General features: G+C 68.5%; 19 protein-coding genes and 1 tRNA gene. 3 read left to right on the forward strand and 17 right to left on the reverse strand.

The genetic code is table 11. The features are described from left to right. Nucleotides 1-197: 197 nt before the first annotated feature. From tuf to rpsL, 4 genes are all read right to left on the reverse strand, one after another. Complete coding sequence (gene tuf, locus AMK16_RS11725; RefSeq protein ID WP_030653602.1) at nt 198-1,391, reverse strand: elongation factor Tu; 1,194 nt, start codon at nt 1,389-1,391, stop codon at nt 198-200. 152 nt (nt 1,392-1,543) lie between these two features. Further along, nucleotides 1,544-3,673, reverse strand: coding sequence for an elongation factor G (gene fusA, locus AMK16_RS11730; RefSeq protein WP_073912923.1), 2,130 nt, complete (start codon nt 3,671-3,673; stop codon nt 1,544-1,546). A 39-nt stretch (nt 3,674-3,712) separates the two neighbouring features. Next, entirely contained in the window at nt 3,713-4,183 is a 471-nt protein-coding gene (rpsG, locus tag AMK16_RS11735) for a 30S ribosomal protein S7 (RefSeq protein WP_007265894.1), read from the reverse strand. A gap of 2 nt (nt 4,184-4,185) precedes the next feature. Next, entirely contained in the window at nt 4,186-4,557 is a 372-nt protein-coding gene (gene rpsL / locus AMK16_RS11740; protein WP_007265893.1) for a 30S ribosomal protein S12, read from the reverse strand. A gap of 499 nt (nt 4,558-5,056) precedes the next feature. On the opposite strand from rpsL, the gene AMK16_RS11745 reads away from it, so the two are divergent. Further along, entirely contained in the window at nt 5,057-7,534 is a 2,478-nt protein-coding gene (locus AMK16_RS11745) for a YfhO family protein (protein WP_242438683.1), read from the forward strand. A gap of 130 nt (nt 7,535-7,664) precedes the next feature. Here AMK16_RS11745 and AMK16_RS11750 read toward each other — a convergent pair whose 3' ends face one another. The 9 genes from AMK16_RS11750 to AMK16_RS11795 form a co-directional block, all read right to left on the reverse strand. Then, nucleotides 7,665-11,564: a DNA-directed RNA polymerase subunit beta' gene (locus tag AMK16_RS11750; RefSeq protein WP_073912926.1), complete on the reverse strand. Its 3,900-nt coding sequence runs from the start codon at nt 11,562-11,564 to the stop codon at nt 7,665-7,667. A 97-nt stretch (nt 11,565-11,661) separates the two neighbouring features. After that, on the reverse strand, nt 11,662-15,144 hold the full coding sequence (gene rpoB / locus AMK16_RS11755; RefSeq protein WP_073912929.1) for a DNA-directed RNA polymerase subunit beta: 3,483 nt from the start codon (nt 15,142-15,144) through the stop codon (nt 11,662-11,664). Nucleotides 15,145-15,726: 582 nt separating this feature from the next. Further along, a complete protein-coding gene (rplL, locus tag AMK16_RS11765) occupies nt 15,727-16,110 on the reverse strand; it encodes a 50S ribosomal protein L7/L12 (RefSeq protein ID WP_073912932.1) in 384 nt (127 codons plus the stop codon). A gap of 110 nt (nt 16,111-16,220) precedes the next feature. Continuing rightward, nucleotides 16,221-16,751 (reverse strand): 50S ribosomal protein L10, encoded by a 531-nt coding sequence (rplJ, locus tag AMK16_RS11770; RefSeq protein ID WP_073912935.1) that lies wholly within the window; start codon nt 16,749-16,751, stop codon nt 16,221-16,223. A 593-nt stretch (nt 16,752-17,344) separates the two neighbouring features. Next, on the reverse strand, nt 17,345-18,073 hold the full coding sequence (gene rplA, locus AMK16_RS11775; protein WP_073912938.1) for a 50S ribosomal protein L1: 729 nt from the start codon (nt 18,071-18,073) through the stop codon (nt 17,345-17,347). A gap of 89 nt (nt 18,074-18,162) precedes the next feature. Beyond that, nucleotides 18,163-18,597: a 50S ribosomal protein L11 gene (rplK, locus tag AMK16_RS11780; protein WP_073912942.1), complete on the reverse strand. Its 435-nt coding sequence runs from the start codon at nt 18,595-18,597 to the stop codon at nt 18,163-18,165. 194 nt (nt 18,598-18,791) lie between these two features. Then, on the reverse strand, nt 18,792-19,778 hold the full coding sequence (gene nusG / locus AMK16_RS11785; RefSeq protein WP_073912945.1) for a transcription termination/antitermination protein NusG: 987 nt from the start codon (nt 19,776-19,778) through the stop codon (nt 18,792-18,794). A gap of 83 nt (nt 19,779-19,861) precedes the next feature. Further along, nucleotides 19,862-20,143, reverse strand: coding sequence for a preprotein translocase subunit SecE (gene secE / locus AMK16_RS11790; protein WP_030825982.1), 282 nt, complete (start codon nt 20,141-20,143; stop codon nt 19,862-19,864). A 106-nt stretch (nt 20,144-20,249) separates the two neighbouring features. Continuing rightward, a tRNA-Trp gene (locus AMK16_RS11795) sits at nt 20,250-20,322 on the reverse strand. 193 nt (nt 20,323-20,515) lie between these two features. Here AMK16_RS11795 and AMK16_RS11800 point away from each other — a divergent pair. Both AMK16_RS11800 and AMK16_RS11805 read left to right on the forward strand, forming a co-directional pair. Continuing rightward, nucleotides 20,516-21,742 (forward strand): pyridoxal phosphate-dependent aminotransferase, encoded by a 1,227-nt coding sequence (locus tag AMK16_RS11800; protein WP_073912948.1) that lies wholly within the window; start codon nt 20,516-20,518, stop codon nt 21,740-21,742. Nucleotides 21,743-21,902: 160 nt separating this feature from the next. After that, on the forward strand, nt 21,903-22,922 hold the full coding sequence (locus AMK16_RS11805) for an adenosine deaminase (protein WP_073912950.1): 1,020 nt from the start codon (nt 21,903-21,905) through the stop codon (nt 22,920-22,922). On the opposite strand, the gene AMK16_RS11810 is transcribed toward AMK16_RS11805, so the two are convergent. The 4 genes from AMK16_RS11810 to AMK16_RS11825 form a co-directional block, all read right to left on the reverse strand. Then, a complete protein-coding gene (locus tag AMK16_RS11810; protein WP_073912953.1) occupies nt 22,912-23,328 on the reverse strand; it encodes a hypothetical protein in 417 nt (138 codons plus the stop codon). The two genes, AMK16_RS11805 and AMK16_RS11810, sit on opposite strands and share 11 nt — an antisense overlap. Nucleotides 23,329-23,344: 16 nt before the next feature. Then, nucleotides 23,345-24,400, reverse strand: coding sequence for a UDP-N-acetylmuramate dehydrogenase (locus tag AMK16_RS11815; protein WP_073912956.1), 1,056 nt, complete (start codon nt 24,398-24,400; stop codon nt 23,345-23,347). Between the two features lie 303 nt (nt 24,401-24,703). After that, nucleotides 24,704-26,167, reverse strand: a complete 1,464-nt coding sequence (locus tag AMK16_RS11820) for a DHA2 family efflux MFS transporter permease subunit (protein ID WP_073912959.1) — start codon at nt 26,165-26,167, stop codon at nt 24,704-24,706. Nucleotides 26,168-26,353: 186 nt separating this feature from the next. Then, nucleotides 26,354-26,989, reverse strand: coding sequence for a TetR/AcrR family transcriptional regulator (locus AMK16_RS11825; RefSeq protein ID WP_079191452.1), 636 nt, complete (start codon nt 26,987-26,989; stop codon nt 26,354-26,356). Nucleotides 26,990-26,997: the final 8 nt, after the last annotated feature.

A 26,997-nucleotide genomic window follows, 5' to 3' on the forward strand; every position in this document is an offset into this window, starting at 1 on the left:
CGCACCGCCCCGACGACAGGAGGGCCGCACCCGCGGGGGTGCGGCCCTCCTGTCGTCGCGTCGCGCCGCAGGCAGGCAGGCAACCAGGCAGGGCCATCCCACGCCGAAGGGCCCCGCCCCACCGCCGGAGCGGTGGGACGGGGCCCTTCAGTGCAACTGGGTGCCCGGTGACCGGGCCACCAGGTCAGAGCACGAAATTACTTCGTGATCTTGGTGACCTGGCCGGCGCCCACGGTACGACCACCCTCACGGATGGCGAACTTCAGGCCCTCCTCCATGGCGACCGGCTGGATCAGCGCGACCGACATCTCGGTGTTGTCGCCCGGCATGACCATCTCCGTGCCGGCCGGCAGGGTGACGACACCCGTGACGTCCGTGGTACGGAAGTAGAACTGCGGACGGTAGTTGTTGAAGAAGGGGGTGTGACGGCCACCCTCGTCCTTCGACAGGATGTAGGCCTGGGCCTCGAACTCGGTGTGCGGGGTGACCGAACCGGGCTTGATGATGACCTGGCCGCGCTCGACGTCCTCGCGCTTGATGCCACGGAGGAGCAGACCGACGTTCTCGCCCGCCTGGCCCTCGTCGAGCAGCTTGCGGAACATCTCGATACCGGTGACCGTGGTGGTGGTCTTCTCTTCCTTGATACCGATGATGTCGACGGTCTCGTTGACCTTCAGGACACCACGCTCGATACGGCCGGTGACGACCGTACCGCGACCGGTGATCGTGAAGACGTCCTCGACGGGCATGAGGAACGGCTTCTCGGTGTCACGCGGCGGGGTCGGGATGGCCTCGTCGACGGCGGACATGAGGCCGAGAAGCTTCTCGCCCCACTCCTTGTCGCCCTCGAGCGCCTTCAGCGCGGAGACGCGGACGACCGGAAGGTCGTCGCCCGGGAACTCGTACTCGGAGAGCAGCTCACGGACCTCGAGCTCGACGAGCTCCAGGATCTCCTCGTCGTCCACCATGTCGGCCTTGTTCAGGGCGACGACGATGTAGGGGACGCCGACCTGGCGGGCCAGGAGCACGTGCTCCTTGGTCTGCGGCATCGGGCCGTCGGTGGCGGCGACCACGAGGATGGCGCCGTCCATCTGCGCCGCACCCGTGATCATGTTCTTGATGTAGTCCGCGTGACCGGGGCAGTCGACGTGGGCGTAGTGACGCGCTTCGGTCTGGTACTCGACGTGCGCGATGGAGATGGTGATACCGCGCTGGCGCTCCTCAGGAGCCTTGTCGATCTGGTCGAAGGCCGAGGCCTCGTTCAGGTCCGGGTACGCGTCGTGCAGCACCTTGGTAATGGCGGCCGTGAGGGTCGTCTTACCGTGGTCAATGTGACCGATGGTGCCGATGTTGACGTGCGGCTTAGTCCGCTCGAACTTCGCCTTCGCCACGGGGGTCCTCCTGGAGAGTGGTTCTGTACGCCTTACAGGTCGGCGCCAGGTGATCTTTGCTGGAAAGCCGGCCGGTCCCGGGGTAACAGGAGTGTTGCTCCTGCTACCCCAGAGGCTGCCGGTGACAAGCCTAAAGCGTGTACTCGGAAGAGTTACTCGCCCTTGGCCTTCGCGATGATCTCCTCAGCGACGTTCCGGGGAACCTCGGCGTAGGAGTCGAACTGCATCGAGTAGCTGGCGCGACCCGAAGTCTTGCTGCGGAGGTCGCCGACGTAGCCGAACATCTCCGAAAGGGGCACGAGGCCCTTCACGACGCGGGCGCCGTGACGCTCCTCCATGGCCTGGATCTGGCCACGGCGGGAGTTGATGTCGCCGATGACGTCACCCATGTAGTCCTCGGGCGTGGTGACCTCGACGGCCATCATCGGCTCAAGGAGCACGGGAGAAGCCTTGCGCGCGGCCTCCTTGAAGGCCTGCGAACCGGCGATCTTGAAGGCGAGCTCGGAGGAGTCGACCTCGTGGTAGCCACCGTCGAGAAGCGTGACGCGGACGCCCGTCATCTCGTAGCCGGCCAGGATGCCGAACTGCATGGCCTCCTGCGCACCGGCGTCGACCGAAGGGATGTACTCCTTCGGCACGCGGCCACCGGTGACCTTGTTCACGAACTCGTACGCCGGACCGTCGGCCTCGGTGATCGGCTCGATCGCGATCTGCACCTTGGCGAACTGACCGGTACCACCGGTCTGCTTCTTGTGGGTGTAGTCGTGACGCTCGACGGCCTTGCGGATCGTCTCACGGTACGCGACCTGCGGCTTGCCGACGTTGGCCTCGACCTTGAACTCGCGCTTCATACGGTCGACCAGCACCTCGAGGTGCAGCTCGCCCATACCGCCGAGGATGGTCTGGCCCGTCTCCTCGTCCGAGTGAACGTGGAAGGAGGGGTCCTCCTCCGCGAGACGCTGGATGGCGACACCCAGCTTCTCCTGGTCACCCTTGGACTTGGGCTCGATGGCGACCTGGATGACCGGAGCCGGGAAGTCCATGGACTCCAGGATCACGGGTGCCTTGTCGTCACACAGCGTCTCACCGGTGGTGGTCTGCTTCAGGCCCATGACGGCGACGATGTCACCGGCGCCCACCGCGTCGATCTCTTCACGCTTGTTGGCGTGCATGCGGTAGATCTTGCCGATGCGCTCCTTCTTGCCCTTGACGGAGTTCAGCACCGCAGTGCCGGCCTCCAGGCGGCCCGAGTAAACCCGGACGAAGGTGAGCTTGCCGAGGTGCGGGTCGCTCATGATCTTGAAGGCCAGAGCCGCGAGCGGCTCCTCGTCGGAAGGCTTGCGCTTCACGACGACCTCGGGGTCCTTGACGTCGTGGCCTTCGATGGCCTCGATGTCCAGGGGCGACGGCAGGTAGCGGACGACGGCGTCGAGCAGGGGCTGAACGCCCTTGTTCTTGAACGCCGTGCCACAGAACACCGCGGTGATCGTGGCGCCCTGGCCCTTGCCGGAGCCGATGATGATGCGACGCACGGCGGCGTGCAGCTGCTCGACGGTGGGCTCGGTGCCCTCCAGGAACAGCTCCATGAGCTCGTCGTCGTTCTCGGCGACCTGCTCCACCAGCTTGGCGCGCCATTCCTCGGCGGCCTCGGTGTGCGTGGCGGGGATGTCGACGATGTCGTACATCTCGCCCTTGGTCGCCTCGGCGGACCAGACGAACGCCTTCATGGTGACCAGGTCGACAACGCCCTGGAAGTCCATCTCGGCACCGATGGGGAGCTGCATGACGATCGGAACCGCACCGAGGCGGTCCTTGATCATGTCGACACAGCGGTGGAACTCGGCGCCGGTGCGGTCCAGCTTGTTGACGAAGCAGATGCGCGGCACGCCGTAGCGGTCGGCCTGACGCCATACCGTCTCGGACTGCGGCTCCACACCGGCGACACCGTCGAACACGGTGACGGCGCCGTCGAGGACGCGGAGCGAACGCTCCACCTCGACGGTGAAGTCGACGTGACCCGGGGTGTCGATGATGTTGATGGTGTGGTCGACGTCCTCGAGCGGCCAGTGGCAGGTCGTCGCGGCGGACGTGATCGTGATGCCGCGCTCCTGCTCCTGCTCCATCCAGTCCATCGTGGCAGCGCCGTCGTGGACTTCACCGATCTTGTACGAGACACCGGTGTAGAACAGGATCCGCTCGGTGGTGGTCGTCTTGCCCGCGTCGATGTGGGCCATGATCCCGATGTTGCGGACCTTGGCCAGGTCAAGCGAAGTGGTAGCCATAAGGCTTCGGTCTTCTCTCGGTCTCGATGTGGGGTGGGACTACCAGCGGTAGTGCGCGAAGGCCTTGTTGGACTCGGCCATCTTGTGCGTGTCCTCGCGCTTCTTGACGGCAGCGCCAAGACCGTTGGAGGCGTCGAGCAGCTCGTTCATCAGGCGCTCGGTCATGGTCTTCTCGCGGCGGGCGCGGGAGTAACCCACGAGCCAGCGCAGCGCCAGGGTCGACTGGCGACCCGGCTTGACCTCGACGGGAACCTGGTAGGTCGCGCCACCGACACGGCGGGACTTGACCTCGAGGGACGGCTTGACGTTCTCCAGCGCGCGCTTCAGCGTGATGACCGGGTCGTTGCCGGTCTTCTCGCGGAGGCCTTCCATGGCACCGTAGACGATGCGCTCGGCGGTGGAGCGCTTGCCGTTCAGGAGGATCTTGTTGATGAGCGACGTCACCAGAGGAGATGCGTAGACCGGGTCGATGATGACCGGGCGCTTCGGGGCGGGGCCCTTACGAGGCATTCTTACTTCTCCTTCTTGGCGCCGTAGCGGCTGCGGGCCTGCTTGCGGTTCTTGACAGCCTGGGTGTCAAGCGCACCGCGGATGATCTTGTAACGAACACCCGGCAGGTCCTTCACACGGCCACCACGCACGAGCACGATCGAGTGCTCCTGCAGGTTGTGTCCCTCACCCGGAATGTAAGCGGTGACCTCGATGCCGGAGGTCAGACGCACACGCGCGACCTTACGGAGCGCCGAGTTCGGCTTCTTCGGGGTGGTCGTGAACACACGCGTGCAGACGCCACGACGCTGGGGCGAAGCCTCGAGCGCGGGGGTCTTTGTCTTCTCGACCTTGTCCTGCCGGCCCTTCCGGACCAGCTGCTGGATCGTAGGCACTACTTCTCCGGTTTCTGTGTGCCGTGTAGTGAAGCTAACCTGGAACTTTGCCGACCCACGCGGTCGGGTGTGTCGGATCCTGCGGACCTCCGCGCAAGCACGGAGACGCATGGATCGCGGTGGCTGATTCGGCTCGCTTGCGGTGGATGGACACGCACGGGAGCCCAGGCACACCCCAGGCACAAGGTCTGAGCGTACCTACCGCATCCACTCCGGTCAAAACAAAGGCCCGGACCCCGCGACGCGAAGACCGCCGGGGGCCGTGCGCCGCCTGGGCGACACCCCTGTGCGGCCGCCCCGACTCGCGCACGAGGCCGTGACGTGGTAAGGGCGGCGCCCGGCGACTCCGCCCGCGCGCCCCCGCCGGCCGGCCGCGCGTCCCGCCGGCACCCCGGCCCGAGCACACGCGCGAGGCCCGGCGCGCGGCCCCGCGCCCGCCCGGCGAACTAAACTGCCCAGCGATTCAGCCCGAACGCCACCACCATCAGGGAGCGGGACATTGCGGACGGTCACCTCGGAGCCGACGACCGCGGGCGACCCGCCTCCCGACGGCGGCCGGGACCTCCCCTCCCCCCGCCGCCGCCGGCCGCGCCTCGCCCGCCTGCGCGGACCCCTGCTCGCCTTCGCCGTCACCGCGGGCGCCTTCTGCGCGGCCTGGGCCGCGCGCGGCAGCTTCCCCTTCGGCAACACCGGCCGGGCCCTCAACGACCAGGCCAACCAGTACGTGCCCTTCCACCGCGCCCTGTGGGACCTGGTCCACGGGCAGGCCGCCGGTGACGTCCTGTTCACCTGGCGCGGCGGCTTCGGACAGCAGTTCCTGTCCGACTACTACACCTACCTGGGCAACCCCTTCTCGTGGCTGGCCGTCCTCGTGCCCCGCGCCCACGTCGACCTGGCCGTCTTCGCCGTCACCCCCATCACCATGGGCACCGCCGCCGCTCTGATGACGGTGTACCTCGGCAAGCTGCACCCCGGTCCCTGGTGGCAGCGCGGCGTCCTCGGCGCCTGCTACGGGCTGTGCGGCTGGGCGCTCAGCGACGCCTCGTACATCCCCATGTGGCTGTGGGGGCTGGTCGCCCTCCCCCTGCTCGGCATCGCCGTCGAGTGGTGCCTGGAGGAACGCCGCTGGCCCGGTGCGGCCCTGCTGGTCGCGCTCGCCTGGTACGGGAACTTCTACACCGCGATGATGGCCACGATGGCCGCCTGCGTCCTGCTGGCCATCCGGCTGATCACCCTGGACCTGGCGGGCCGGCAGCGGCTGCGCGCCGTGTGGCGGGCCGCCACGGCCGCCGCCACCGGGGTCCTGCTGACCCTCCCCCTCCTCCTGCCCTCGTTCCTCTCCAGCGGATCGGCGCAGCCCACCCGCGCCGCCGCCTTCGACCCGGTGCGGATCGAGGTCTTCCTCGCGGGCATGCTCCCGGCGACCCACCTGTGGGGCGGCCGCCCCCGGCTCTACGTCGCCTCGCTGGGCCTGATCCTGGCCGGAACCTTCGTCTTCAACACCGCCCTCGCGCGCAGGACCCGCCTGGTGTGGGCGGCCGCGACCCTGCTGGTGGCCGTCTCCTTCCAGTTCCCGCCCACGCAGTACGTATGGCACGGGCTGGCGGTGCCCAACGGCAACCCGTACCGCGAGGCGTTCGTCTTCAGCGGGATGGTCGTCGTCCTCGCCTGGCTGGCACTGGCCGGCCGGCCGCGCCCGCTCCACCTGGCGCTGAGCGCCGGCCTGCTGGTGGCGGCCACCTTCGCGCTGCGGCACACCGACGACTTCGGCGGCTGGACCTGGCCCGCCGTGCTCGGCGGCGGCGCCGTCTCGCTGCTGGCGCTGGTGCTGCTGCGACTCGGCGAGGAGCGCCGGTTCCTGGTCCCGCTGGCGGCGGCCCTGATGATCGGCGTGGTCTTCGCCGAGTCCACGGTGGCGGCGGCCAACGCGGACGCCCGCCGGGCCCGCGAGCGCTGGGCGAAGCCGGCCGCCACCTCGAACCGGTCGATCGGCAACCACTTCGAGGCCGTGCGCCGCGTGGAGGGCTGGCCCGCCTACCGGACCGACTCCGGCGCCCCGCAGAGCTCGTACAACGACGCCCTGGCGCTGCGGGCGGAGGGCCCGCAGTACTACAGCAGCTACCTTCCCGAGGCCACCTACCGGGCGCTGGAGCCCCTCGGGTACGGATACAAGAACGACGGCCGGACCTTCTTCGGCGCCGACAACCCCGTCCTGGACGCGATCTTCTCGATCGGCGCGCGGGTGCGCCCCGCAGCCGCGCCGGACAGCTGGACGGGCTCGACGTTCCCCGCGCCCCCCCTGGTCACCGTCCGCGCCGCCCCCTACACGTCGCCCAACCCGGCGGACAGCGTCTACGCCCACCAGGAGGACGTCCTGGGCGCCACCGTCTACCAGGTCCCCCAGGTCACCCGCGGCGGCAGCGCCACGGAGCAGACCTACACGGCCCGCTGCACGCCCGGCTCCCGGGCCTACTGGTACTCCCCCGCCGTCCGCGGCACCGTCCGCGCCGGCGGCGCCGAGCAGCCGCTGGAGGACCGGACGACGGGCGTCGTCCCGCTGGGCGAGGTCCCCGCGTCGGGCCGCGTCGAGGCCACCGTGCGCACCGCCGCCCGGGGCGCCGCCGCCGGGGAGCACCCGCTCGGCTGCCTGGACGGCGGGGCGCTCGACGCGGCGGTGTCCCGGCTCACCGCCACGGGCGCCACCGCGGTCGAGACCGGCGGCCACACCATCGAGGCCACCCTCCCCGCGGGCGCCGCGGGCACCGCGGTCTTCGCGATGACGGACGTCCCGGGCTGGCGGTGCGACGCCCCGGCCCGCAGCTTCCACGGCCTGGTCTCCGTCCCCCTGAAGCCGGGCACGGCCAAGGTCTCCTGCACCTTCACCCCCAAGGGCCTCACCCCGGGCCTGGCCGGCGCCGCCCTGGCCCTCCTGGCCCTGGCCTCCACAACGGTGGCCTCCCGGCGCCGTCGGGCCTGACGGCCGCCGGTACGGCCCCCCGGGTCCGTACGGGAGCCGTAAGGCCGTCCGCCCGGGCCACGGCACGAAGAAGCCCCCCGCCGCTCCTCTCGGAGCCGCGGGGGGCTTCTTCTCACGCGCTTACGAGCTGTCAGCCGTTGTACGGGCCGTAGTCGTAGTCCTCCAGCGGGACAGCCTGGCCGGAGCCGGTGCCGAAGGGCGAGTAGTCGATGTCGTCGTAGCCGACGGCCGAGTACATCGCGGCCTTGGCCTCCTCGGTGGGCTCCACCCGGATGTTGCGGTAGCGGGCGAGGCCCGTACCGGCCGGGATGAGCTTACCGATGATGACGTTCTCCTTGAGGCCGATGAGGCTGTCGGACTTGGCGTTGATCGCCGCATCCGTCAGGACTCGGGTCGTCTCCTGGAAGGAGGCGGCCGACAGCCAGGATTCCGTCGCCAGCGAGGCCTTGGTGATACCCATCAGCTGCGGACGGCCGGAGGCGGGGTGACCGCCCTCGGTGACCACACGACGGTTCTCGGTCTCGAACTTCGACCGCTCGACCAGCTCGCCCGGCAGGAGCTCCGCGTCGCCGGACTCGATGATCGTCACGCGGCGCAGCATCTGCCGGATGATGATCTCGATGTGCTTGTCGTGGATCGACACGCCCTGCGAGTTGTAGACCTTCTGGACTTCGCCGACCAGGTGGACCTGGACGGCACGCTGACCGAGGATGCGCAGCACGTCGTGCGGGTTGGTGGCACCCATGGTGAGCTTCTGGCCCACCTCGACGTGCTCGCCCTCCTGCACGATGACCTTGGCGCGCTTCGAGATCGGGAAGGCCGTCTCGTCGCTGCCGTCGTCGGGCGTGATGACGATCTTCTTCGTCTTCTCGGTCTCCTCGATCCGCACGCGGCCGGCGGCCTCGGAGATCGGGGCGACACCCTTCGGGGTACGGGCCTCGAAGAGCTCGACGACACGCGGCAGACCCTGCGTGATGTCGTCACCGGCCACACCACCGGTGTGGAAGGTACGCATCGTCAGCTGGGTACCGGGCTCACCGATGGACTGGGCGGCGATGATGCCGACCGCCTCACCGATGTCGACCAGCTTGCCGGTGGCGAGCGAGCGTCCGTAGCAGAAGGCACAGGTGCCGACCGCGGACTCACAGGTCAGGACCGAGCGGGTCTTGACCTCCTCGACGCCGTTGGCGACCAGGGCGTCGATGAGCACGTCACCGAGGTCGACGTTGGCCGGCGCGATGACCTTGCCGTCGATGACGACGTCCTCGGCCAGCATGCGGGCGTAGATCGAGGTCTCGACGTCGTCGGCCTTGCGCAGCACGCCGTCCTCGCCGCGAACGGCGATCTTCAGCTTCAGGCCGCGCTCGGTGCCGCAGTCCTCCTCGCGGATGATCACGTCCTGCGAGACGTCCACCAGACGACGGGTCAGGTAACCCGAGTCGGCGGTACGCAGGGCGGTGTCCGCCAGACCCTTACGGGCACCGTGCGTGGAGATGAAGTACTCCAGAACGGTGAGGCCCTCACGGAAGGACGCCTTGATCGGACGCGGGATGGTCTCGTTCTTCGCGTTCGACACCAGACCACGCATACCGGCGATCTGTCGCATCTGCATCATGTTTCCTCGGGCACCCGAGTCAACCATCATGAAGATGGGGTTCGTCTTGGGGAAGTTCGCGTTCATCGCCTCGGCAACCTCGTTGGTCGCCTTGGTCCAGATCGCGATGAGCTCCTGCGTGCGCTCGTCCTTGGTGATCAGACCGCGCTCATACTGCTTCTGGACCTTCTCGTCCAGCTCCTCGTAGCCCTTGACGATGGCCTTCTTGGCCTCGGGCACGACGACGTCGGAGATGGCCACGGTGACGCCCGAACGGGTCGCCCAGTGGAAGCCGGCCGCCTTCAGGTTGTCGAGCGTCGCCGCCACGATGACCTTGGGGTAGCGCTCCGCCAGGTCGTTGACGATCTCGGAGAGCTGCTTCTTGCCCACCGAGTAGTCGACGAACGGGTAGTCCTCGGGCAGCAGCTCGTTGAAGAGCGCGCGGCCCAGGGTGGTGCGCAGCCGGAAGCTGTCCCCCGGCTGGAACTCCTGCTCACCTTCCTCGGCGACCGGCGGCACCCAGCCACGCGGCGGGATGGTGCCCACCGGGAAGCGGATGTCGACGGGCGACTGGAGCGCGAGCTCGCCGTTGTCGAACGCCATGGTCGCCTCGGCCGTGGAGCCGAACGCGCGGCCCTCGCCCTTGGTGTCACGGAGCTCACCGTCGGTGGTCAGGAAGAACAGACCGAGGACCATGTCCTGGGTCGGCATCGTGACCGGACGGCCGTCGGCCGGCTTGAGGATGTTGTTCGAGGACAGCATCAGGATGCGGGCCTCGGCCTGCGCCTCCGCGGAGAGCGGCAGGTGCACGGCCATCTGGTCACCGTCGAAGTCCGCGTTGAACGCGGTGCAGACGAGCGGGTGGATCTGGATGGCCTTGCCTTCGACCAGCTGGGGCTCGAAGGCCTGGATGCCGAGGCGGTGCAGCGTGGGCGCACGGTTCAGCAGGACCGGGTGCTCGGCGATGACCTCTTCGAGCACGTCGTAGACGACCGTGCGGCCGCGCTCGACCATGCGCTTCGCCGACTTGATGTTCTGCGCGTGGTTCAGGTCGACCAGGCGCTTCATCACGAACGGCTTGAAGAGCTCCAGCGCCATGGCCTTGGGCAGGCCGCACTGGTGCAGCTTCAGCTGGGGGCCGACGACGATCACGGAACGCGCGGAGTAGTCCACGCGCTTGCCGAGGAGGTTCTGACGGAATCGACCCTGCTTGCCCTTGAGCATGTCGCTCAGGGACTTCAGCGGGCGGTTGCCGGGACCGGTGACCGGGCGACCACGACGACCGTTGTCGAAGAGGGCGTCGACGGCCTCCTGGAGCATGCGCTTCTCGTTGTTCACGATGATCTCGGGGGCACCGAGGTCGAGAAGGCGCTTCAGGCGGTTGTTGCGGTTGATCACGCGGCGGTACAGGTCGTTCAGGTCGGAGGTCGCGAAGCGGCCACCGTCCAGCTGCACCATCGGACGCAGGTCCGGCGGGATGACCGGCACGCAGTCCAGAACCATGCCCTTGGGCTTGTTGCTGGTCTGCAGGAACGCGGAGACGACCTTGAGGCGCTTGAGCGCACGGGTCTTCTTCTGGCCCTTGCCGGTACGGATGATCTCGCGGAGGCGCTCGGCCTCTTCCTCGAGGTCGAAGGACTCCAGGCGCTTCTGCAGCGCGGCGGCGCCCATGCAGCCGTCGAAGTACGTGCCGAAGCGGTCACGCAGCTCGCGGTAGAGGAGCTCGTCGCCCTCCAGGTCCTGGACCTTGAGGTTCTTGAAGCGGGCCCACACCTCGTCGAGGCGGTCGATCTCGCGCTGGGCGCGGTCACGCAGCTGCTTCATCTCGCGCTCGGCACCTTCGCGCACCTTGCGGCGTACGTCGGCCTTCGCGCCCTCGGCCTCGAGCTCGGCCAGGTCGGTCTCGAGCTTCTTGGCACGGCCTTCGAGGTCCGCGTCCCGGCGGTTCTCGATCTGCTGGCGCTCGACGGAGACGTGCGCCTCCAGGGACGGGAGGTCGCGGGTGCGGCGCTCGTCGTCCACGAACGTGATCATGTACGCGGCGAAGTAGATGACCTTTTCGAGGTCCTTCGGCGCGAGGTCCAGCAGGTATCCGAGGCGCGACGGGACGCCCTTGAAGTACCAGATGTGGGTGACGGGAGCGGCAAGCTCGATGTGGCCCATCCGCTCGCGGCGCACCTTGGCGCGCGTGACTTCGACGCCACAACGCTCACAGATGATGCCCTTGAAGCGGACACGCTTGTACTTGCCGCAGTAGCACTCCCAGTCGCGGGTCGGACCGAAGATCTTCTCGCAGAAGAGTCCGTCCTTCTCGGGCTTGAGCGTGCGGTAGTTGATGGTCTCCGGCTTCTTGACCTCGCCGTGGGACCAGGTTCGGATGTCGTCCGCGGTGGCAAGGCCGATCCGCAGCTCGTCGAAGAAGTTGACGTCGAGCACTGTGCGTCAATCCCTCTTTCGGGGTCGAGTCTCAATCATGGTCTGAACGGTCCCGGGGATGACGGGGGGCTCTTGAGCGAGCCCCCCGTCAGGCCCGTCAGACCTCTTCGACGCTGCTCGGCTCACGCCGGGACAGGTCGATACCGAGCTCCTCCGCCGCGCGGAAGACGTCCTCGTCGGTGTCGCGCATCTCGATGGACATGCCGTCCGAGGACAGCACCTCCACGTTGAGGCAGAGCGACTGCATTTCCTTGATGAGCACCTTGAAGGACTCGGGAATGCCCGGCTCGGGGATGTTCTCGCCCTTGACGATGGCCTCGTAGACCTTCACGCGGCCGGTGACGTCGTCGGACTTGATGGTCAGCAGCTCCTGGAGGGCGTAAGCGGCGCCATAAGCCTCAAGCGCCCACACCTCCATCTCACCGAAGCGCTGGCCACCGAACTGCGCCTTACCACCCAGCGGCTGCTGCGTGATCATCGAGTACGGACCGGTCGACCGAGCGTGGAGCTTGTCGTCGACCAGGTGGTGGAGCTTGAGGATGTACATGTACCCGACCGAGATCGGGTCCGGGAACGGCTCGCCGGAGCGGCCGTCGAACAGACGCGCCTTACCGGTCGGGAGCACCATGCGCTCGCCGTCGCGGTTCGGGATGGTGTGCTGCAGCAGGCCGGCCAGCTCGTCCTCGCGGGCGCCGTCGAACACCGGGGTGGCGACGTTGGTACCGGGCTCGACCTTGTCGGCGCCGATCGCCTGGAGGCGCTGCGCCCACTCGTCCGCCAGGCCGGAGACGTCCCAGCCGCGACTGGCGAGCCAGCCGAGGTGGATCTCCAGGACCTGTCCCGGGTTCATTCGGGACGGGACACCCAGCGGGTTCAGGATGATGTCGACCGGGGTGCCGTCTTCGAGGAAGGGCATGTCCTCGATCGGAAGGATCTTGGAGATGACACCCTTGTTGCCGTGACGGCCGGCGAGCTTGTCACCGTCGGTGATCTTGCGCTTCTGGGCGACGTAGACGCGGACCAGCTGGTTCACGCCCGGAGGAAGCTCGTCGCCCTCCTCGCGGTCGAAGACGCGGACACCGATGACCTTGCCGATCTCACCGTGAGGAACCTTGAGCGAGGTGTCACGCACCTCGCGGGCCTTCTCACCGAAGATCGCGCGGAGCAGGCGCTCCTCCGGGGTCAGCTCGGTCTCGCCCTTGGGCGTGACCTTGCCGACCAGGATGTCGCCGGCGACGACGTCCGCACCGATGCGGATGATGCCGCGCTCGTCGAGGTCCGCGAGGACCTCCTCGGAGACGTTCGGAATGTCCCGGGTGATCTCCTCGGGGCCGAGCTTGGTGTCACGGGCGTCGACCTCGTGCTCCTCGATGTGGATCGAGGAGAGGACGTCGTCCTGCACGAGGCGCTGCGACAGGATGATCGCGTCCTCGTAGTTGTGACCCTCCCACGGCATGAACGCGACGAGCAGGTTCTTGCCGAGGGCCATTTCGCCCTCTTCGGTCGCGGGACCGTCGGCGAGGACCTGGGACTCGATGATCCGGTCACCCTCGTTGACGATGACCTTCTGGTTGACCGAGGTGCCCTGGTTCGAGCGGGAGAACTTCGCGACGCGGTACGTGGTATACGTGCCGTCGTCGTTGGCGACGGTGATGTAGTCGGCCGAGACCTCCTGGACCACACCGTCCTTCTCCGCGCGGATCGAGTCACCGGCGTCGACCGCACAGCGGTACTCCATGCCGGTGCCGACGAGCGGCGCCTCCGCCTTGATGAGCGGAACGGCCTGGCGCATCATGTTCGCGCCCATGAGGGCACGGTTGGCGTCGTCGTGCTCCAGGAAGGGGATCATCGCGGTCGCGACGGACACCATCTGGCGCGGGGAGACGTCCATGTAGTCGACGTCGTCGCCGGCGATGTAGTCGATCTCGCCGCCACGACGGCGGACCAGCACGCGGTTCTCGGTGAAGCGCATGTCGTCGGACAGGCCGGCGTTGGCCTGGGCGATGACGAAGCGGTCTTCCTCGTCCGCGGTCAGGTAGTCGACGTCGTCGGTGACGACACCGTCGACGACCTTGCGGTACGGGGTCTCGACGAAGCCGAACGCGTTGACGCGGCCGTAGGAGGCGAGCGAGCCGATCAGACCGATGTTCGGGCCTTCAGGGGTCTCGATCGGGCACATGCGGCCGTAGTGCGACGGGTGCACGTCACGGACCTCGAAGCCGGCCCGCTCACGGGACAGACCACCCGGGCCAAGTGCCGACAGGCGGCGCTTGTGGGTGAGACCCGACAGCGGGTTGTTCTGGTCCATGAACTGCGACAGCTGGCTGGTGCCGAAGAACTCCTTGATGGAGGCGACGACCGGCCGGATGTTGATCAGGGTCTGCGGCGTGATCGCCTCGACGTCCTGGGTCGTCATGCGCTCGCGGACGACGCGCTCCATACGAGCCAGACCCGTGCGGACCTGGTTCTGGATGAGCTCGCCGACGTTGCGCAGACGACGGTTGCCGAAGTGGTCGATGTCATCGGTCTCGACCACGATCGAACGGCCGGACTCGCCGGTCGTCTCGGTCTCGCCGGCGTGCAGCTTGACCAGGTACTTGATCGTGGCGATGACGTCGTCGGTGGTGAGCACGCCGGCGTCCAGCGGCTCGTCGGCGCCGAGCTTCTTGTTCACCTTGTAGCGGCCGACCTTGGCGAGGTCGTAGCGCTTGGGGTTGAAGTAGAGGTTCTCGAGCAGCGTCTGAGCGGCCTCGCGGGTCGGCGGTTCGCCCGGACGCAGCTTGCGGTAGATGTCGAGCAGCGCGTCGTCCTGACCCTGGGTGTGGTCCTTCTCCAGGGTGGCGCGCATGGACTCGTACTCGCCGAACTCTTCGAGGATCTGCTCGGTGGTCCAGCCGAGAGCCTTCAGGAGGACGGTGACGGACTGCTTGCGCTTGCGGTCGATGCGGACACCGACCATGTCGCGCTTGTCGATCTCCATCTCCAGCCAGGCACCCCGGGACGGGATGATCTTGGCGGAGAAGATGTCCTTGTCGGACGTCTTGTCGATGGAGGAGTCGAAGTAGACACCAGGGGAACGGACAAGCTGCGACACGACGACACGCTCGGTGCCGTTGATGACGAAGGTGCCCTTGTTGGTCATGAGCGGGAAGTCGCCCATGAAGACCGTCTGAGACTTGATCTCTCCGGTCTCGTTGTTCGTGAACTCGGCAGTGACGAACAGCGGAGCCGCGTACGTGAAGTCGCGCTCCTTGCACTCGTCGACGGAGTTCTTCGCCGGCTCGAAACGGTGGTCGCGGAAGGTCAGCGACATCGACCCGGAGAAGTCCTCGATCGGCGAGATCTCCTCGAAGATCTCTTCCAGACCGGACTTGGTGGGGACGTCCTGTCCACTCTCAAGCGCCGACTCGACGCGAGACTTCCAGGCAGCGTTGCCGAGAAGCCAGTCAAAGCTCTCGGTCTGCAGCGCCAGGAGGTTCGGAACCTCGAGGGGCTCCTTGATCTTTGCAAAGGAGATGCGCAGCGGGGCAGTGCTGGCACCGTTGTTCGTATTGGTCGAGGCGTTGCGCGAGGCGGCCAAGAGGGGGTCCTTCCGAGGGCTCGGACTCACTACGCGCGTACCGGTCCCAGCCGACACAGAAGACGCCCGCTTTCGATCCGGCCGGAAGGGCCAGGTCAAGGCGATCAATCAAGTGTGCTTCAGCGTGGGCATGCCCCTGGCGACGGGCAGGGGACAGCTAACAGGCAGCGCAAAGGGTCAGTGTAGCCACTTGGCTCACTGATGTCCAGACCAGGTTTCCGGAAACCGGCAACAGGCCTTCCCCGTGTCGTTTACAAACCAACCCTGCGTCCCACCCTGCGGCTCGCGTGTACAGAGCGCGTATCAGTACTGCCCTCTTCGTAGCCGATCCATGCCTCGGATCCCGGATCGGGCTGTCCGAGCTGACCGAGGCAGCGACGGGTCTGAGAATTGCGCGCCGCGTCTCGTTCGTCAAGGCCCCCTGCTCCGTGCGGATCATCTCGGGACACTGCGCCGGGGCAACGATGATCACCCTACTCCCCAGCGAGACCAGGGCAAGTCAGGCACTTCGGGTACGCCAAAGGGCGACCACCCTTACGGGTGATCGCCCTTGACCGGAGCCTCAGAGAGGCCCCAGAGGTGTTACTTGACCTCGACAGCCGCGCCGGCGGCCTTGAGGGACTCGGCGGCCTTGTCAGCGGCCTCCTTGGCGACCTTCTCGAGAACGGGCTTCGGGGCGCCGTCCACGAGGTCCTTGGCCTCCTTGAGGCCCAGGGAGGTCAGCTCACGCACGACCTTGATGACCTGGATCTTCTTGTCGCCGGCACCGGTGAGGATGACGTCGAACTCGTCCTGCTCCTCGGCGGCCTCGACCGGGGCACCCGGGCCCGCGGGACCGGCAACGGCGACGGCCGCGGCGGCGGTGACGTCGAACTTCTCCTCGAAGGCCTTCACGAACTCGGAGAGCTCGATGAGGGTCATCTCCTCGAACTGGGCGAGGAGGTCGTCCTGAGAGAGCTTCGCCATGATGGGCGATCCTTCCACTAATTCGGCAGGTGCCGGATGTATATAGAGGCGGGCGTAACGGCCCGCTACGACCCACGCACTAGGCGGCGTGGATCAGTGCGCGAGCCGAATTACTCGGCACCGCCCTGCTCGGCGAGCTTGACGCGAAGCGCTTCCGCAGTGCGGACGAACTTCGACGGCAGCGCCTGGAAGAGCGAGGCAGCCTGAGACTGCTTGCCCTTGAACGCGCCGGCCAGCTTGCTGAGCAGAACCTCGCGGGACTCGAGGTCCGCAAGCTTCTTGATCTCGTCAGCGGTGAGCGCCTTGCCATCAAGGACACCGCCCTTGATGACGAGGTTCGGGTTCTCCTTGGCGAAGTCACGCAGGCTCTTCGCCGACTCCACCGGGTCACCGGTGATGAAGGCGACCGCGGTCGGACCAGCGAAGTGCTCGTCCAGCGCGGTGATCCCGGCCTGGTTGGCCGCAATCTTGGTCAGCGTGTTCTTCACCACGGCGTACTGGGCGTTCTCACCGAGCGAACGACGCAGCGTCTTGAGCTGCGCGACGGTGAGACCCCGGTACTCGGTCAGCACGGCGGCGTTCGAGCTCTGGAACTGGTCCGTGAGCTCGGCTACCGCGGCAGCCTTGTCGGGCCTTGCCATAGAGCGTCGGCCTCCTTCCGGGTGATGAGGACCGCTCAGAAGGGGCTGAACAATACGAAACGCCCCGGCGCAGGCGCACGGGGCGTAAGCTCGACCGGATCACTCCGGGAGCTTTTCCACGAACACCTACGCAGGACGCCCGCGATCAGCGGATCCTTCGGCCACCGAACCCTTGCGGGCACGGCAACGACCAGCGGTCTTTGGCTTCTCCGGAAGAGTACGTGAACGCCCCCAGCCGAGGCAAATCGCCCTCAGGCCGCTTGAAACCTTCGGCGTCCGGTCGGCCTCGCCCGGCGTGCGGTCGGTCTCCCTGCCCGCCCAGTGGACGCCCTTCAGCGCGGAAGGGACGGGTCCGGGCGCCGTCGGTCTTGTCGGCTCCTGCCGGCCCGATTCCGGGCGGTCAGGAGCCGACATGGGGTGCCGGCCGGGTACCCGATCGTGCAGGGCCTGGAGGGCAGGACACGGCGCCCTCGGTATCGCCGCCATCAGCCCCTCAGTCGGGGGCGATGTGTTCGGTGACACGCAAACGGGCCCCCCGCCACCCCGTGAAGGGGGCGAGAGGCCCGTTCAGCTACGCGGTGAGCCCGTCAGGCTCAGACAGCGGCCGGGTCTTCCTCGACGAGGAGGTTCCGGGTGCGGTTCGGGTCCAGCTGGATGCCGGGGCCCATGGTGGTGCTGAGGGCGGCCTTCTTGATGTAGCGGCCCTTGGCGGCGGACGGCTTCAGACGAAGGATCTCGTCCAGGGCCGCGCCGTAGTTCTCGACCAGCTTGTCATCGGAGAAGGAGACCTTGCCGATGATGAAGTGCAGGTTCGAGTGCTTGTCGACACGGAACTCGATCTTGCCACCCTTGATCTCGGTGACAGCCTTGGCGACGTCCATGGTGACGGTGCCGGTCTTCGGGTTCGGCATGAGGCCACGGGGACCGAGCACGCGGCCGAGGCGGCCGACCTTGCCCATGAGGTCCGGGGTGGCCACAACGGCGTCGAACTCGTTGAGGCGGTTGCCCTTGGCGATCTCGTTGATCAGCTCGTCGTCGCCGACAATGTCGGCGCCGGCGGCTTCCGCGGCCGCAGCACGGTCACCGGTCGCGAAGACCAGGACCCGGGCGGTCTTGCCGGTGCCGTGCGGGAGGTTCACGGTGCCACGGACCATCTGGTCGGCCTTGCGCGGGTCGACACCCAGGCGGAAGGCGACCTCGACGGTGCCGTCGAACTTGGTCGCGGAGGTCTCCTTGGCGAGACGGACGGCCTCGAGCGGGGCGTACAGCTTCTCCCGGTCGACCTTGGCGTCCGCAGCGCGGAGAGTCTTGCTGCGCTTCACTTCTGCTCCTGTGTTGTTTCTTCAGGCGTGGAGTCGTGGTGCGGACCAGCGCTTGGCCCTACCACTGGTGGTGCTGGGGGGTGGCTGGATCAGCCTTCGACCGTGATGCCCATCGAGCGCGCGGTACCGGAAATGATCTTCACGGCGGCGTCGATGTCGTTGGCGTTGAGGTCGGGCATCTTCAGCTCGGCGATCTCCTTGACCTGGGCGGCCGTGAGCTTGGCGACCTTGGTCTTGTGGGGCTCGCCGGAGCCCTTCTCCACGCCCGCGTGCTTCAGGATGAGACGCGCGGCCGGCGGAGTCTTGGTGATGAAGGTGAAGGAGCGGTCGTCGTAGACCGTGATCTCCACCGGCACGACCATGCCACGCTGCGACTCGGTCGCGGCGTTGTAGGCCTTGCAGAACTCCATGATGTTGACGCCGTGCTGACCGAGCGCGGGGCCGACCGGCGGAGCCGGGTTGGCCGCACCGGCCTTGATCTGGAGCTTGATAAGCCCCGTGACCTTCTTCTTCTTGGGAGGCATTGCTCTCTCCGGGTCCTAGTGAGAGTTTTCAGCCGCCTTCCGGTCATCCGGATGGAGGCATACCGCACCACGATAACGGGTATCAGTGCGGGGCTAAAAACCGAGCAGGTCAGACCGCCCTTTGGGGGGCAATCTGACCTGTCCGGAAGCTCGGGCTCAGAAGCCGTGACTCACGCGAAGTGGATCAGCGCGGGTCAGTTCTTCTGGATCTGGTCGAAGCTGAGCTCGACCGGGGTCTCGCGGCCGAAGATCTCGACGAGACCCTTGACCTTCTTCGAGTCCGGGTTGATCTCGTTGATGGTCGCCTGGAGCGTGGCGAAGGGGCCGTCGGTGACGGTGACCGAGTCGCCGACCTCGAAGTCGAGCACCTCGATCGTGCGCTTGACGGCGGGCGCGGGCAGACCGGCCTCTTCCGCGGCGGCCTTGGCGGCCTTCTCCTGCGCCTCCGGGGCGAGCATCTTGACGATCTCGTCCAGGGTCAGCGGGTAGGGGTCGTACGCGTTGCCGACGAAGCCGGTGACACCAGGCGTGTTGCGGACGACGCCCCAGGACTCGTTCGTCAGATCCATGCGGACGAGAACGTAGCCGGGCAGCTTGTTCTGCCGGACGTTCTTGCGCTCGCCGTTCTTGATCTGGACGATCTCTTCCTCGGGCACCTCGGCCTGGTAGATGAACTCCTCGACGTTCAGCGAGACGGCGCGCTGCTCCAGGTTGGCCTTCACACGCTTCTCGTAGCCGGCGTAGGTGTGGATCACGTACCACTCGCCGGGCAGCAGGCGCAGCTCCTCGCGCAGGGCCTGGACGGGGTCGACGGGCTCGGCGGGCTCGGTCTCGGCGGCCTCTTCGGCCTCCTCGCCGGCCTCGGCGTCGCCCTCTTCGTCCGCGTCGCCGGCCTCGGCGTCGCCCTCTTCGTCCGCGTCGCCGGCCTCGGCCTCGACCGCGTCTTCGATGTCGGCGTCGGCGTCGGCCGCAGCCTCGACCTCGGCGTCCTCATCGGCCTCGACGTCAGCCGCACCCTCGTCCTCGACGTGCAGCGCGGCCTCCTCGGCGGGGGCACCCGCCTCGGCGTCGGCGAGCTCGGCCTCGTCGGGGTCCACAGCGTCTGCCGCCTCGACGATGTCGAGCTCGTCCTCGACGGACTCGACGGAGTCGTGGCTCACGTTCAGGTTCGGGTCAGACACGGTGGCTGCTTCTTCCTGGATACAAAAGGTGGTGGAACATGCGAAAACGGGCGGCACCCATCAGGCGCCGCCCTCCGCGGGGATCAGCCGAAGACGAACTTGATGGCTTCCTGGAACCCATAGTCAATCACGGTCACCAGACCGATCATGATGACCACGAAGACAATCACCACGGTGGTGTACGTCGTGAGCTGGTTGCGAGTGGGCCATACAACCTTGCGGAGTTCCGCGACGATCTGGCGGTAGAACAGCGCGAGCCGGCCCAGGGGGCCCTTCTTGCCGCGCTTGCCGCCCTTGCGGGCCTTCTTCTCGCGCGTCTCGTCCTCGGCGTCAGGCATGTCGATGGAGCCCAGGGCGTCCGTCACGTCTCTCACCTGAATCCGGGTCGTGGCCGTACCGCGCCCGGTTGCGCCGCACGGCGTTGCATCGAAGTACGTACCTGCGCACACACATCCGAGAGGGAGTGTGGAGCAGGGCCGGAGGGACTCGAACCCCCAACCGCTGGTTTTGGAGACCAGTGCTCTACCAATTGAGCTACGACCCTTTGCGTCCCCCAACCTACCGCATCCGGGCGAGTGCACGGAGTGCTCACGCTCTGCAGCGGCTGGCGAGGTCCAACGACAGGTGAGTGTACGTGAACCGCGCCCTGACGTCGAACAGAACGCCTCGCGGCCCCCTTCGGTCCGGTGACTGAAACGGTGTGCGGCGCGTCTGGGCCGTCTGGGACGATTGCTCGCATGACCTCTGCAACGCCTTCCTCCGAGCGCCGGGTGTCCGCCCGTATCGGCGCCATTTCCGAGTCCGCGACCCTCGCCGTCGACGCCAAGGCGAAGGCCCTCAAGGCTGCCGGGCGCCCGGTGATCGGCTTCGGCGCCGGCGAACCCGACTTCCCGACCCCGGACTACATCGTCGAAGCCGCGGTCGAGGCCTGCCGCAACCCCAAGTACCACCGCTACACGCCGGCCGGCGGTCTGCCCGAGCTGAAGGCCGCGATCGCCGCGAAGACGCTGCGCGACTCCGGCTACGAGGTCGACGCGTCGCAGGTCCTGGTGACCAACGGCGGCAAGCAGGCGATCTACGAAGCCTTCGCGGCCATCCTCGACCCGGGCGACGAGGTCATCGTCCCGGCCCCCTACTGGACCACCTACCCCGAGTCCATCCGTCTCGCCGGCGGTGTCCCGGTCGAGGTCGTCGCCGACGAGACCACCGGCTACCGGGTCTCCGTCGAGCAGCTGGAGGCCGCGCGCACCGAGCGCACCAAGGTCGTCCTCTTCGTCTCCCCCTCCAACCCGACGGGCGCCGTCTACAGCGAGGCCGACGCCGAGGCGATCGGCCGCTGGGCCGCCGGGCACGGCCTGTGGGTCCTGACGGACGAGATCTACGAGCACCTGGTCTACGGCGACGCGAAGTTCGTCTCGCTCCCCGCGATCGTCCCCGAGCTGGCCGACAAGTGCATCATCGTGAACGGCGTCGCCAAGACGTACGCGATGACCGGCTGGCGGGTGGGCTGGATCATCGGCCCCAAGGACGTCGTGAAGGCCGCGACCAACCTGCAGTCGCACGCCACCTCCAACGTCTCCAACGTGGCCCAGGTCGCTGCGCTGGCCGCCGTCTCCGGCAACCTGGAGGCGGTCCACGAGATGCGCACCGCCTTCGACCGCCGCCGTCAGACGATCGTGCGGATGCTGAACGAGATCGACGGCGTCTACTGCCCCACCCCCGAGGGCGCGTTCTACGCGTACCCCTCCGTCAAGGGGCTGCTCGGCAAGGAGATCCGCGGCAAGCGCCCGCAGACCTCCGTGGAGCTCGCGGCCCTGATCCTGGACGAGGCCGAGGTCGCGGTCGTCCCCGGCGAGGCCTTCGGCACCCCGGGCTACCTGCGCCTGTCCTACGCGCTGGGCGACGAGGACCTGGTGGAGGGCGTCTCCCGGCTGCAGAAGCTCCTGGCGGAGGCCAAGGCCTGAGCCGGCCGGCACCACAGCACTGAGCGGCGCCGCCCCGACGAGGGCGGCGCCGCTCCGGCGTTCGGCGGGGACCGGTCTGGGTCCCGGTCTGGTGTTCGAGCAAGACCCCGATAGGTAAAAGCCCCTCCCGCTCGGCGCGCGCGTACGGCAGGATCACCGGATGGAGCACGTACGCGATCTCACGCTTCTGCCGAAGGCCCACCTCCACCTGCACTTCACCGGGTCGATGCGACCATCGACCCTGCTGGAGCTCGCCGACAAGTACGGCGTCCGCCTGCCCGACGCACTGACCGCCGGCGAACCGCCCAAGCTGCGCGCCACCGACGAGCGCGGCTGGTTCCGTTTCCAGCGGCTCTACGACGCCGCCCGCTCCTGCCTGCGCGAGCCGGACGACATCCGGCGCCTGGTGCGCGAGGCCGCCGAGGAGGACGTACGGGACGGCAGCGGCTGGCTGGAGATCCAGGTGGATCCCACGTCCTACGCCCCGCTCCTCGGCGGGATGATCCCCGCCGTCGAGATCATCCTGGACGCCGTGGACTCCGCCTCCCGCGAGACCGGCCTCGGCATGCGCGTGGTCATCGCCGCGAACCGCATGAAGCACCCCCTGGACGCCCGCACCCTGGCCCGCCTCGCCGTCCGCTACGGCGACCGCGGCATCGTCGGCTTCGGCCTGTCCAACGACGAGCGCCGCGGCATGGCCCGTGACTTCGACCGGGCCTTCGCCATCGCCCGCGAGGGCGGTCTCCTCGCCGCCCCGCACGGCGGCGAGCTCGCCGGCCCCGCCTCCGTCCGCGACTGCCTCGACGACCTGCACGCCTCGCGCATCGGACACGGCGTACGGGCCGCCGAGGACCCCCGGCTGCTCCAGCGCCTCTCGGACCGGCAGATCACCTGCGAGGTCTGCCCTGCCTCCAACGTCGCCCTCGGGGTCTACGAGCGGCCCGAGGACGTCCCGCTGCGCACCCTCTTCGATGCCGGGGTGCCGATGGCGCTCGGCGCGGACGACCCGCTGCTGTTCGGTTCCCGGCTCGCGGCGCAGTACGAGATCGCCCGCCGCCACCACGCCTTCACCGACCAGGAGCTCGCCGAGCTGGCCCGCCAGTCGGTGCGCGCTTCGGCCGCGCCCGAGGAGGTGCAGGCCAAGCTGCTGGCCGGGATCGACCACTGGCTCACCGGGTGAGCCGCAGGTCCCCCTGGTAGCAGTCCGCGCGCACCCGGCCGCCGCCCGGGAAGCCGATCTCCAGGTGGGTGCGCCCCTGCTCGGGCAGGGCGAACTCGGCGACGGAGGCGACCGTCTCGCCGAGGTGGCGCAGGAACGGGTGGTCGCCGAGGTCCTCACCGACCTCGATCCTGCCCCACTCCCCCATGTCGTAGGGCGCGTGCGGCGCGGCGGACTCGACGATCAGGCACCGGTCGGAGCCGGTGGTGATGCGGATGGAGTCCCCGACGCTGTCGATGAGCCAGACGTCGAGGGGAGCCTCGGATCGCTCGCCGTCGCTGATGTGCCAGGACGCCACGACTCTGCTGAGCGTGCGTCCCACGAGGCGGGTGGGGTCCGTACCGGCTCCGTGGAGGGGACAGAGCATGGGCGGCCGGGGCTCCTCAGATGCTGACGCCGACCGTCACCGGTTCGTTGACCAGGGTGACGCCGAAGGCCGCGTGGACGCCCGCGACGACCTCGCGGGCCAGGGTGATGAGGTCCTCGGTGGTGGCCTCGCCGCGGTTGGTGAGGGCGAGGGTGTGCTTGGTGGAGATGCGCGCGGGACCGGAGCCGTACCCCTTGGTGAAGCCGGCCTTGTCGATCAGCCAGGCGGCGCTGGTCTTCGTACGGCCGTCGCCCGCGGGGTAGGCCGGCGGGGCGGCGGCGGCGCCGAGGCGGTCCTGGACGCGGGCGAGGAAGGCGGCGTACGCCTCGTCGGTCAGGATCGGGTTGTGGAAGAAGGAGCCGGCCGACCAGGTGTCGTGGTCGGCGGGGTCGAGGACCATGCCCTTCCCGGCGCGCAGGCGCAGGACGGTCTCGCGGGCGGCCGCGGCGGGGACCCGGTCTCCGGCCCCTACGCCGAGGGCGCGCGCGGTCTCGGGGTACTTGATCGGCGCGGAGAGGCCGCCGGCGTCCTCCAGGGCGAAGCGCACGCGCAGGACGACGTAGCGCCCGGGCTGGTCCTTGAAGGTGCTGTTGCGGTACCGGAAGGCGCATGCGGCGGCGCTCAGGGTGACCGTCTCGCGGCGGCTGCGGTCGTAGGCGACGACCTCGGTGATCGTGTCGCACACCTCCTGGCCGTACGCGCCGACGTTCTGGATCGGAGTGGCACCGGCGGAGCCGGGGATCCCCGCGAGGCACTCGACGCCCGCGAGGCCCGCCTCGACGGTGCGGGCGACGGCGTCGCTCCAGTTCTCGCCGGCGGCGAGCTCCAGGGTGGTGCCGTCCAGGGTGAAGCCGGTGGTGGCGATGCGCAGGGCGGTGCCGTCGAAGCCCTGGTCGCCGATGACCAGGTTGCTGCCGCCACCGATGATCAGGAGCGGGGTGCCGCTGTCGTCCGCGGCGCGGACGGCGGCGATCACCTCGTCGTCGGTGGTCGCGGTGACCAGCCGGCTGGCGGGGCCGCCGAGACGGAAGGTGGTCAGCGGGGCGAGGGGGGCGTCGTGGAGTTCCTGCACGTGGACAAGAGTACGGTCCGTGCCCCTCGCATCCCGGCGTGGCCACGGACCGGACCGGGCCGAGTGGTCCGGGCGGCGGACGGGACCGGCCCGGATGGCGGACGGGCGGACCGGCCGGACGGACGGACCGGCCGGACGGTCACGAGCCGGCCCGGCCGGCCCGTCACCGAACGTCCCACCCTTCACCGACGGCCGGCCCGTGCCCGAACGGCCGGCCTGGAGCGGCCGGCCCGGACCGCGGGTCGGCGGGCGGTCCGCCGCCCGGCCCCCGGAGCCCCTCCGGGCCCGGGCGGGAGGGCGGGATCAGCCGGCCGCGGGCACCTTCCGCGGCGTCACGGCCTGCGGGGCGGGGTCCGCGAGGGCCGGACCGGCGGGTGCGGGCCGCGCCTTGCGCGGCAGCAGCAGGGCGAGGGCGGAGGCCAGGGCCACGGCGCCGGCCCCGATCCACAGGGCCGGGACGGTGCCGTCGGTGAAGGCCTGCGGGGATTCGTAGCCGCCCTGGGCGGAGAAGACGGAGGCCAGGACCGCGACCCCGAGCGATCCGCCGACCTCGCGCAGGGCGTTGTTGGTTCCGGACGCCTTGCCCTGGTCGGCGGGGGCCACCGTGGACATCAGCACGTTGGCGGCGGGCGCGAAGTAGAGGGCCATGCCGATCCCGCTGAGGATCAGTGGGGGCAGCTGGGTGGCGTACGACATGTCGGTGCTCAGCGTCGCCGCGAACCAGCCGAGGCCGAGGGCCTGGAACGCCAGCCCGGCGGCGACGACGGGACGGCCGCCGATGCGGTCGGAGAGGATCCCGGCGAAGGGCGCGACGATCATCGGCATGCCGGTCCAGGGGAGCATGCGCAGGCCGGCTTCGGCGGGCGAGTAGCCGGCCACGCCCTGGAAGAACTGGCTGAGCAGGAAGATCGAGCCGAACATGCCCAGGAACATCAGCAGGCTGGCCATGTTGATCCCGAGGAAGCCGCGGTTCTGGAAGAGCCGCATGGGGAGCATCGGGTTGGGGTGGCGGAAGCCGTGGTGGATGAAGCCGCCGACGAGCACCGCTCCGAGGACTAGCCCGCAGAGGACGGGAGCGCTGGTCCAGCCTTCGGAGTTGGCGTTGACCAGGCCGTAGACGATGCCGAAAAGGCCGCCGCTGACGAGCAGGGTGCCCCGGAAGTCGAGGCGGGACCCGGGGGCGGTGGACTCCGTGAGCCGCAGCCGGGCGAGCGGTATCAGGGCCACGCCTATCGGGACGTTCAGCCAGAAGATCCATTGCCAGGAGATGTGCTCGGTGAGGCTGCCGCCGATGAGGGGGCCGCTGGCGACGGCGAGTCCGGTGACGGCGCCGTAGATACCGAGGGCCATGCCGCGGCGGGCGGCCGGGACGGCAGTGGTGAGCAAGGTCAGGGTGACCGGCATCATGATCGCGGCGCCGACACCCTGGACGGCACGGGCGGCGATGAGCTCGTTGATGCCGGGCGAGAGCGCGGCCGCGGCGGACGCACCGGTGAAGATCGCGAGCCCGGTGACGAACAGCCGCCGTCGCCCGAACCGGTCACCGAGCGCGGCGCCGAACAGCAGGAGGACGGCGAAGGTGAGCGTGTACGCGTTCACCGTCCACTCCAGGTCCTCCAGCTTGCCGCCGAGATCACCGCGGATGGCGGGCAGGGCGGTGGTGACGACGAGGTTGTCCAGGGCAGCCATGAAACTGGCGACGGCGGTGAGTACGAGGGCCCAGACGGCGGGCCCCCGGAGCTTTGTATCCGGGTCTGGCGTGTTCACGGTTTCCCCCTGGAGCTTGTTAGTTATTGCTGACTAACTTCGGTGACAGCGGAGTGCGCGCAGGGCGCGGGGCGCGGAGTACGCAGAGAGTGCAGGACGCGCAGGGAGTGCAGGCAGAACAGGTGGGACTGGCAGGACAAGTGGGACAGGTGGGGTAGCAGAGGCCGGCGGCAGGGAGGGAGGACCTCACCCTACGGAAGGGTCGGCGCCGCTCGCCGTCCCGGCTACGACGTCGCCCCGGGCGGCTGCTTCGGCGTCACTGTCGGCCTCGGCCTGATCCTTGTGGGACCGCACCCCTTCCCAGACCCGATGCCCCGGCGGGAAGCCCATGGCGGCGAGGGTGTTGATGAGCATCCCTGAGGCCATGAAGGAGGTCGTCTCCTCGACGTCGCCTCCGAGTGGCCCATGGACGGTGTCCCAGAGCCGCATCCACCCGGCCCGCACCATCTCCCCGAACTCCGGCTCCCCGGCGGCCTCGGCTGCGGCGACGGTCACATGGATCTGGAGCTGCATCTGCAACTTGTCGGGATGGTCCGTGATCAGCTGCCTGTACGCCGCCGCCATGGCCTTCCGGGCATCCTCCCCGCGCAACCCCTCGCCCGCTCCCTCGAAGGCGAGCCGGATGTCTTCCGTGCACCGCACGGCGGCAGCAAGGAAGATCGCCTGCTTGTTGGGGAAGAGCCGGAAGAGGTACGGCTGCGAGACACCCACCCGCTTGGCGATCACCTCGGTGGACGTCCCGTAGTAGCCGCCTCGGGCGAACTCATACATGGCCGCCCGAATGACGCTCTCGCGCCGCTCCTCTGCGCTCATCCTTGCCATGGAACTAA

It is taken from the genome of Streptomyces sp. CB00455 (assembly GCF_001905445.1).
Taxonomy (GTDB): Bacteria; Actinomycetota; Actinomycetes; order Streptomycetales; family Streptomycetaceae; genus Streptomyces.

Bases quoted from the DNA above. Each gene is read 5' to 3' on its own strand.
- fusA (WP_073912923.1), bottom strand. From the start codon at position 3,673: ATGGCTACCACTTCGCTTGACCTGGCCAAGGTCCGCAACATCGGGATC.
- rpsG (WP_007265894.1), bottom strand. From the start codon at position 4,183: ATGCCTCGTAAGGGCCCCGCCCCGAAGCGCCCGGTCATCATCGACCCG.
- rplL (WP_073912932.1), bottom strand. From the start codon at position 16,110: ATGGCGAAGCTCTCTCAGGACGACCTCCTCGCCCAGTTCGAGGAGATG.
- rplJ (WP_073912935.1), bottom strand. From the start codon at position 16,751: ATGGCAAGGCCCGACAAGGCTGCCGCGGTAGCCGAGCTCACGGACCAG.
- rplK (WP_073912942.1), bottom strand. From the start codon at position 18,597: ATGCCTCCCAAGAAGAAGAAGGTCACGGGGCTTATCAAGCTCCAGATC.
- AMK16_RS11800 (WP_073912948.1), top strand. From the start codon at position 20,516: ATGACCTCTGCAACGCCTTCCTCCGAGCGCCGGGTGTCCGCCCGTATC.
- AMK16_RS11805 (WP_073912950.1), top strand. From the start codon at position 21,903: ATGGAGCACGTACGCGATCTCACGCTTCTGCCGAAGGCCCACCTCCAC.
- AMK16_RS11810 (WP_073912953.1), bottom strand. From the start codon at position 23,328: ATGCTCTGTCCCCTCCACGGAGCCGGTACGGACCCCACCCGCCTCGTG.
- AMK16_RS11825 (WP_079191452.1), bottom strand. From the start codon at position 26,989: ATGGCAAGGATGAGCGCAGAGGAGCGGCGCGAGAGCGTCATTCGGGCG.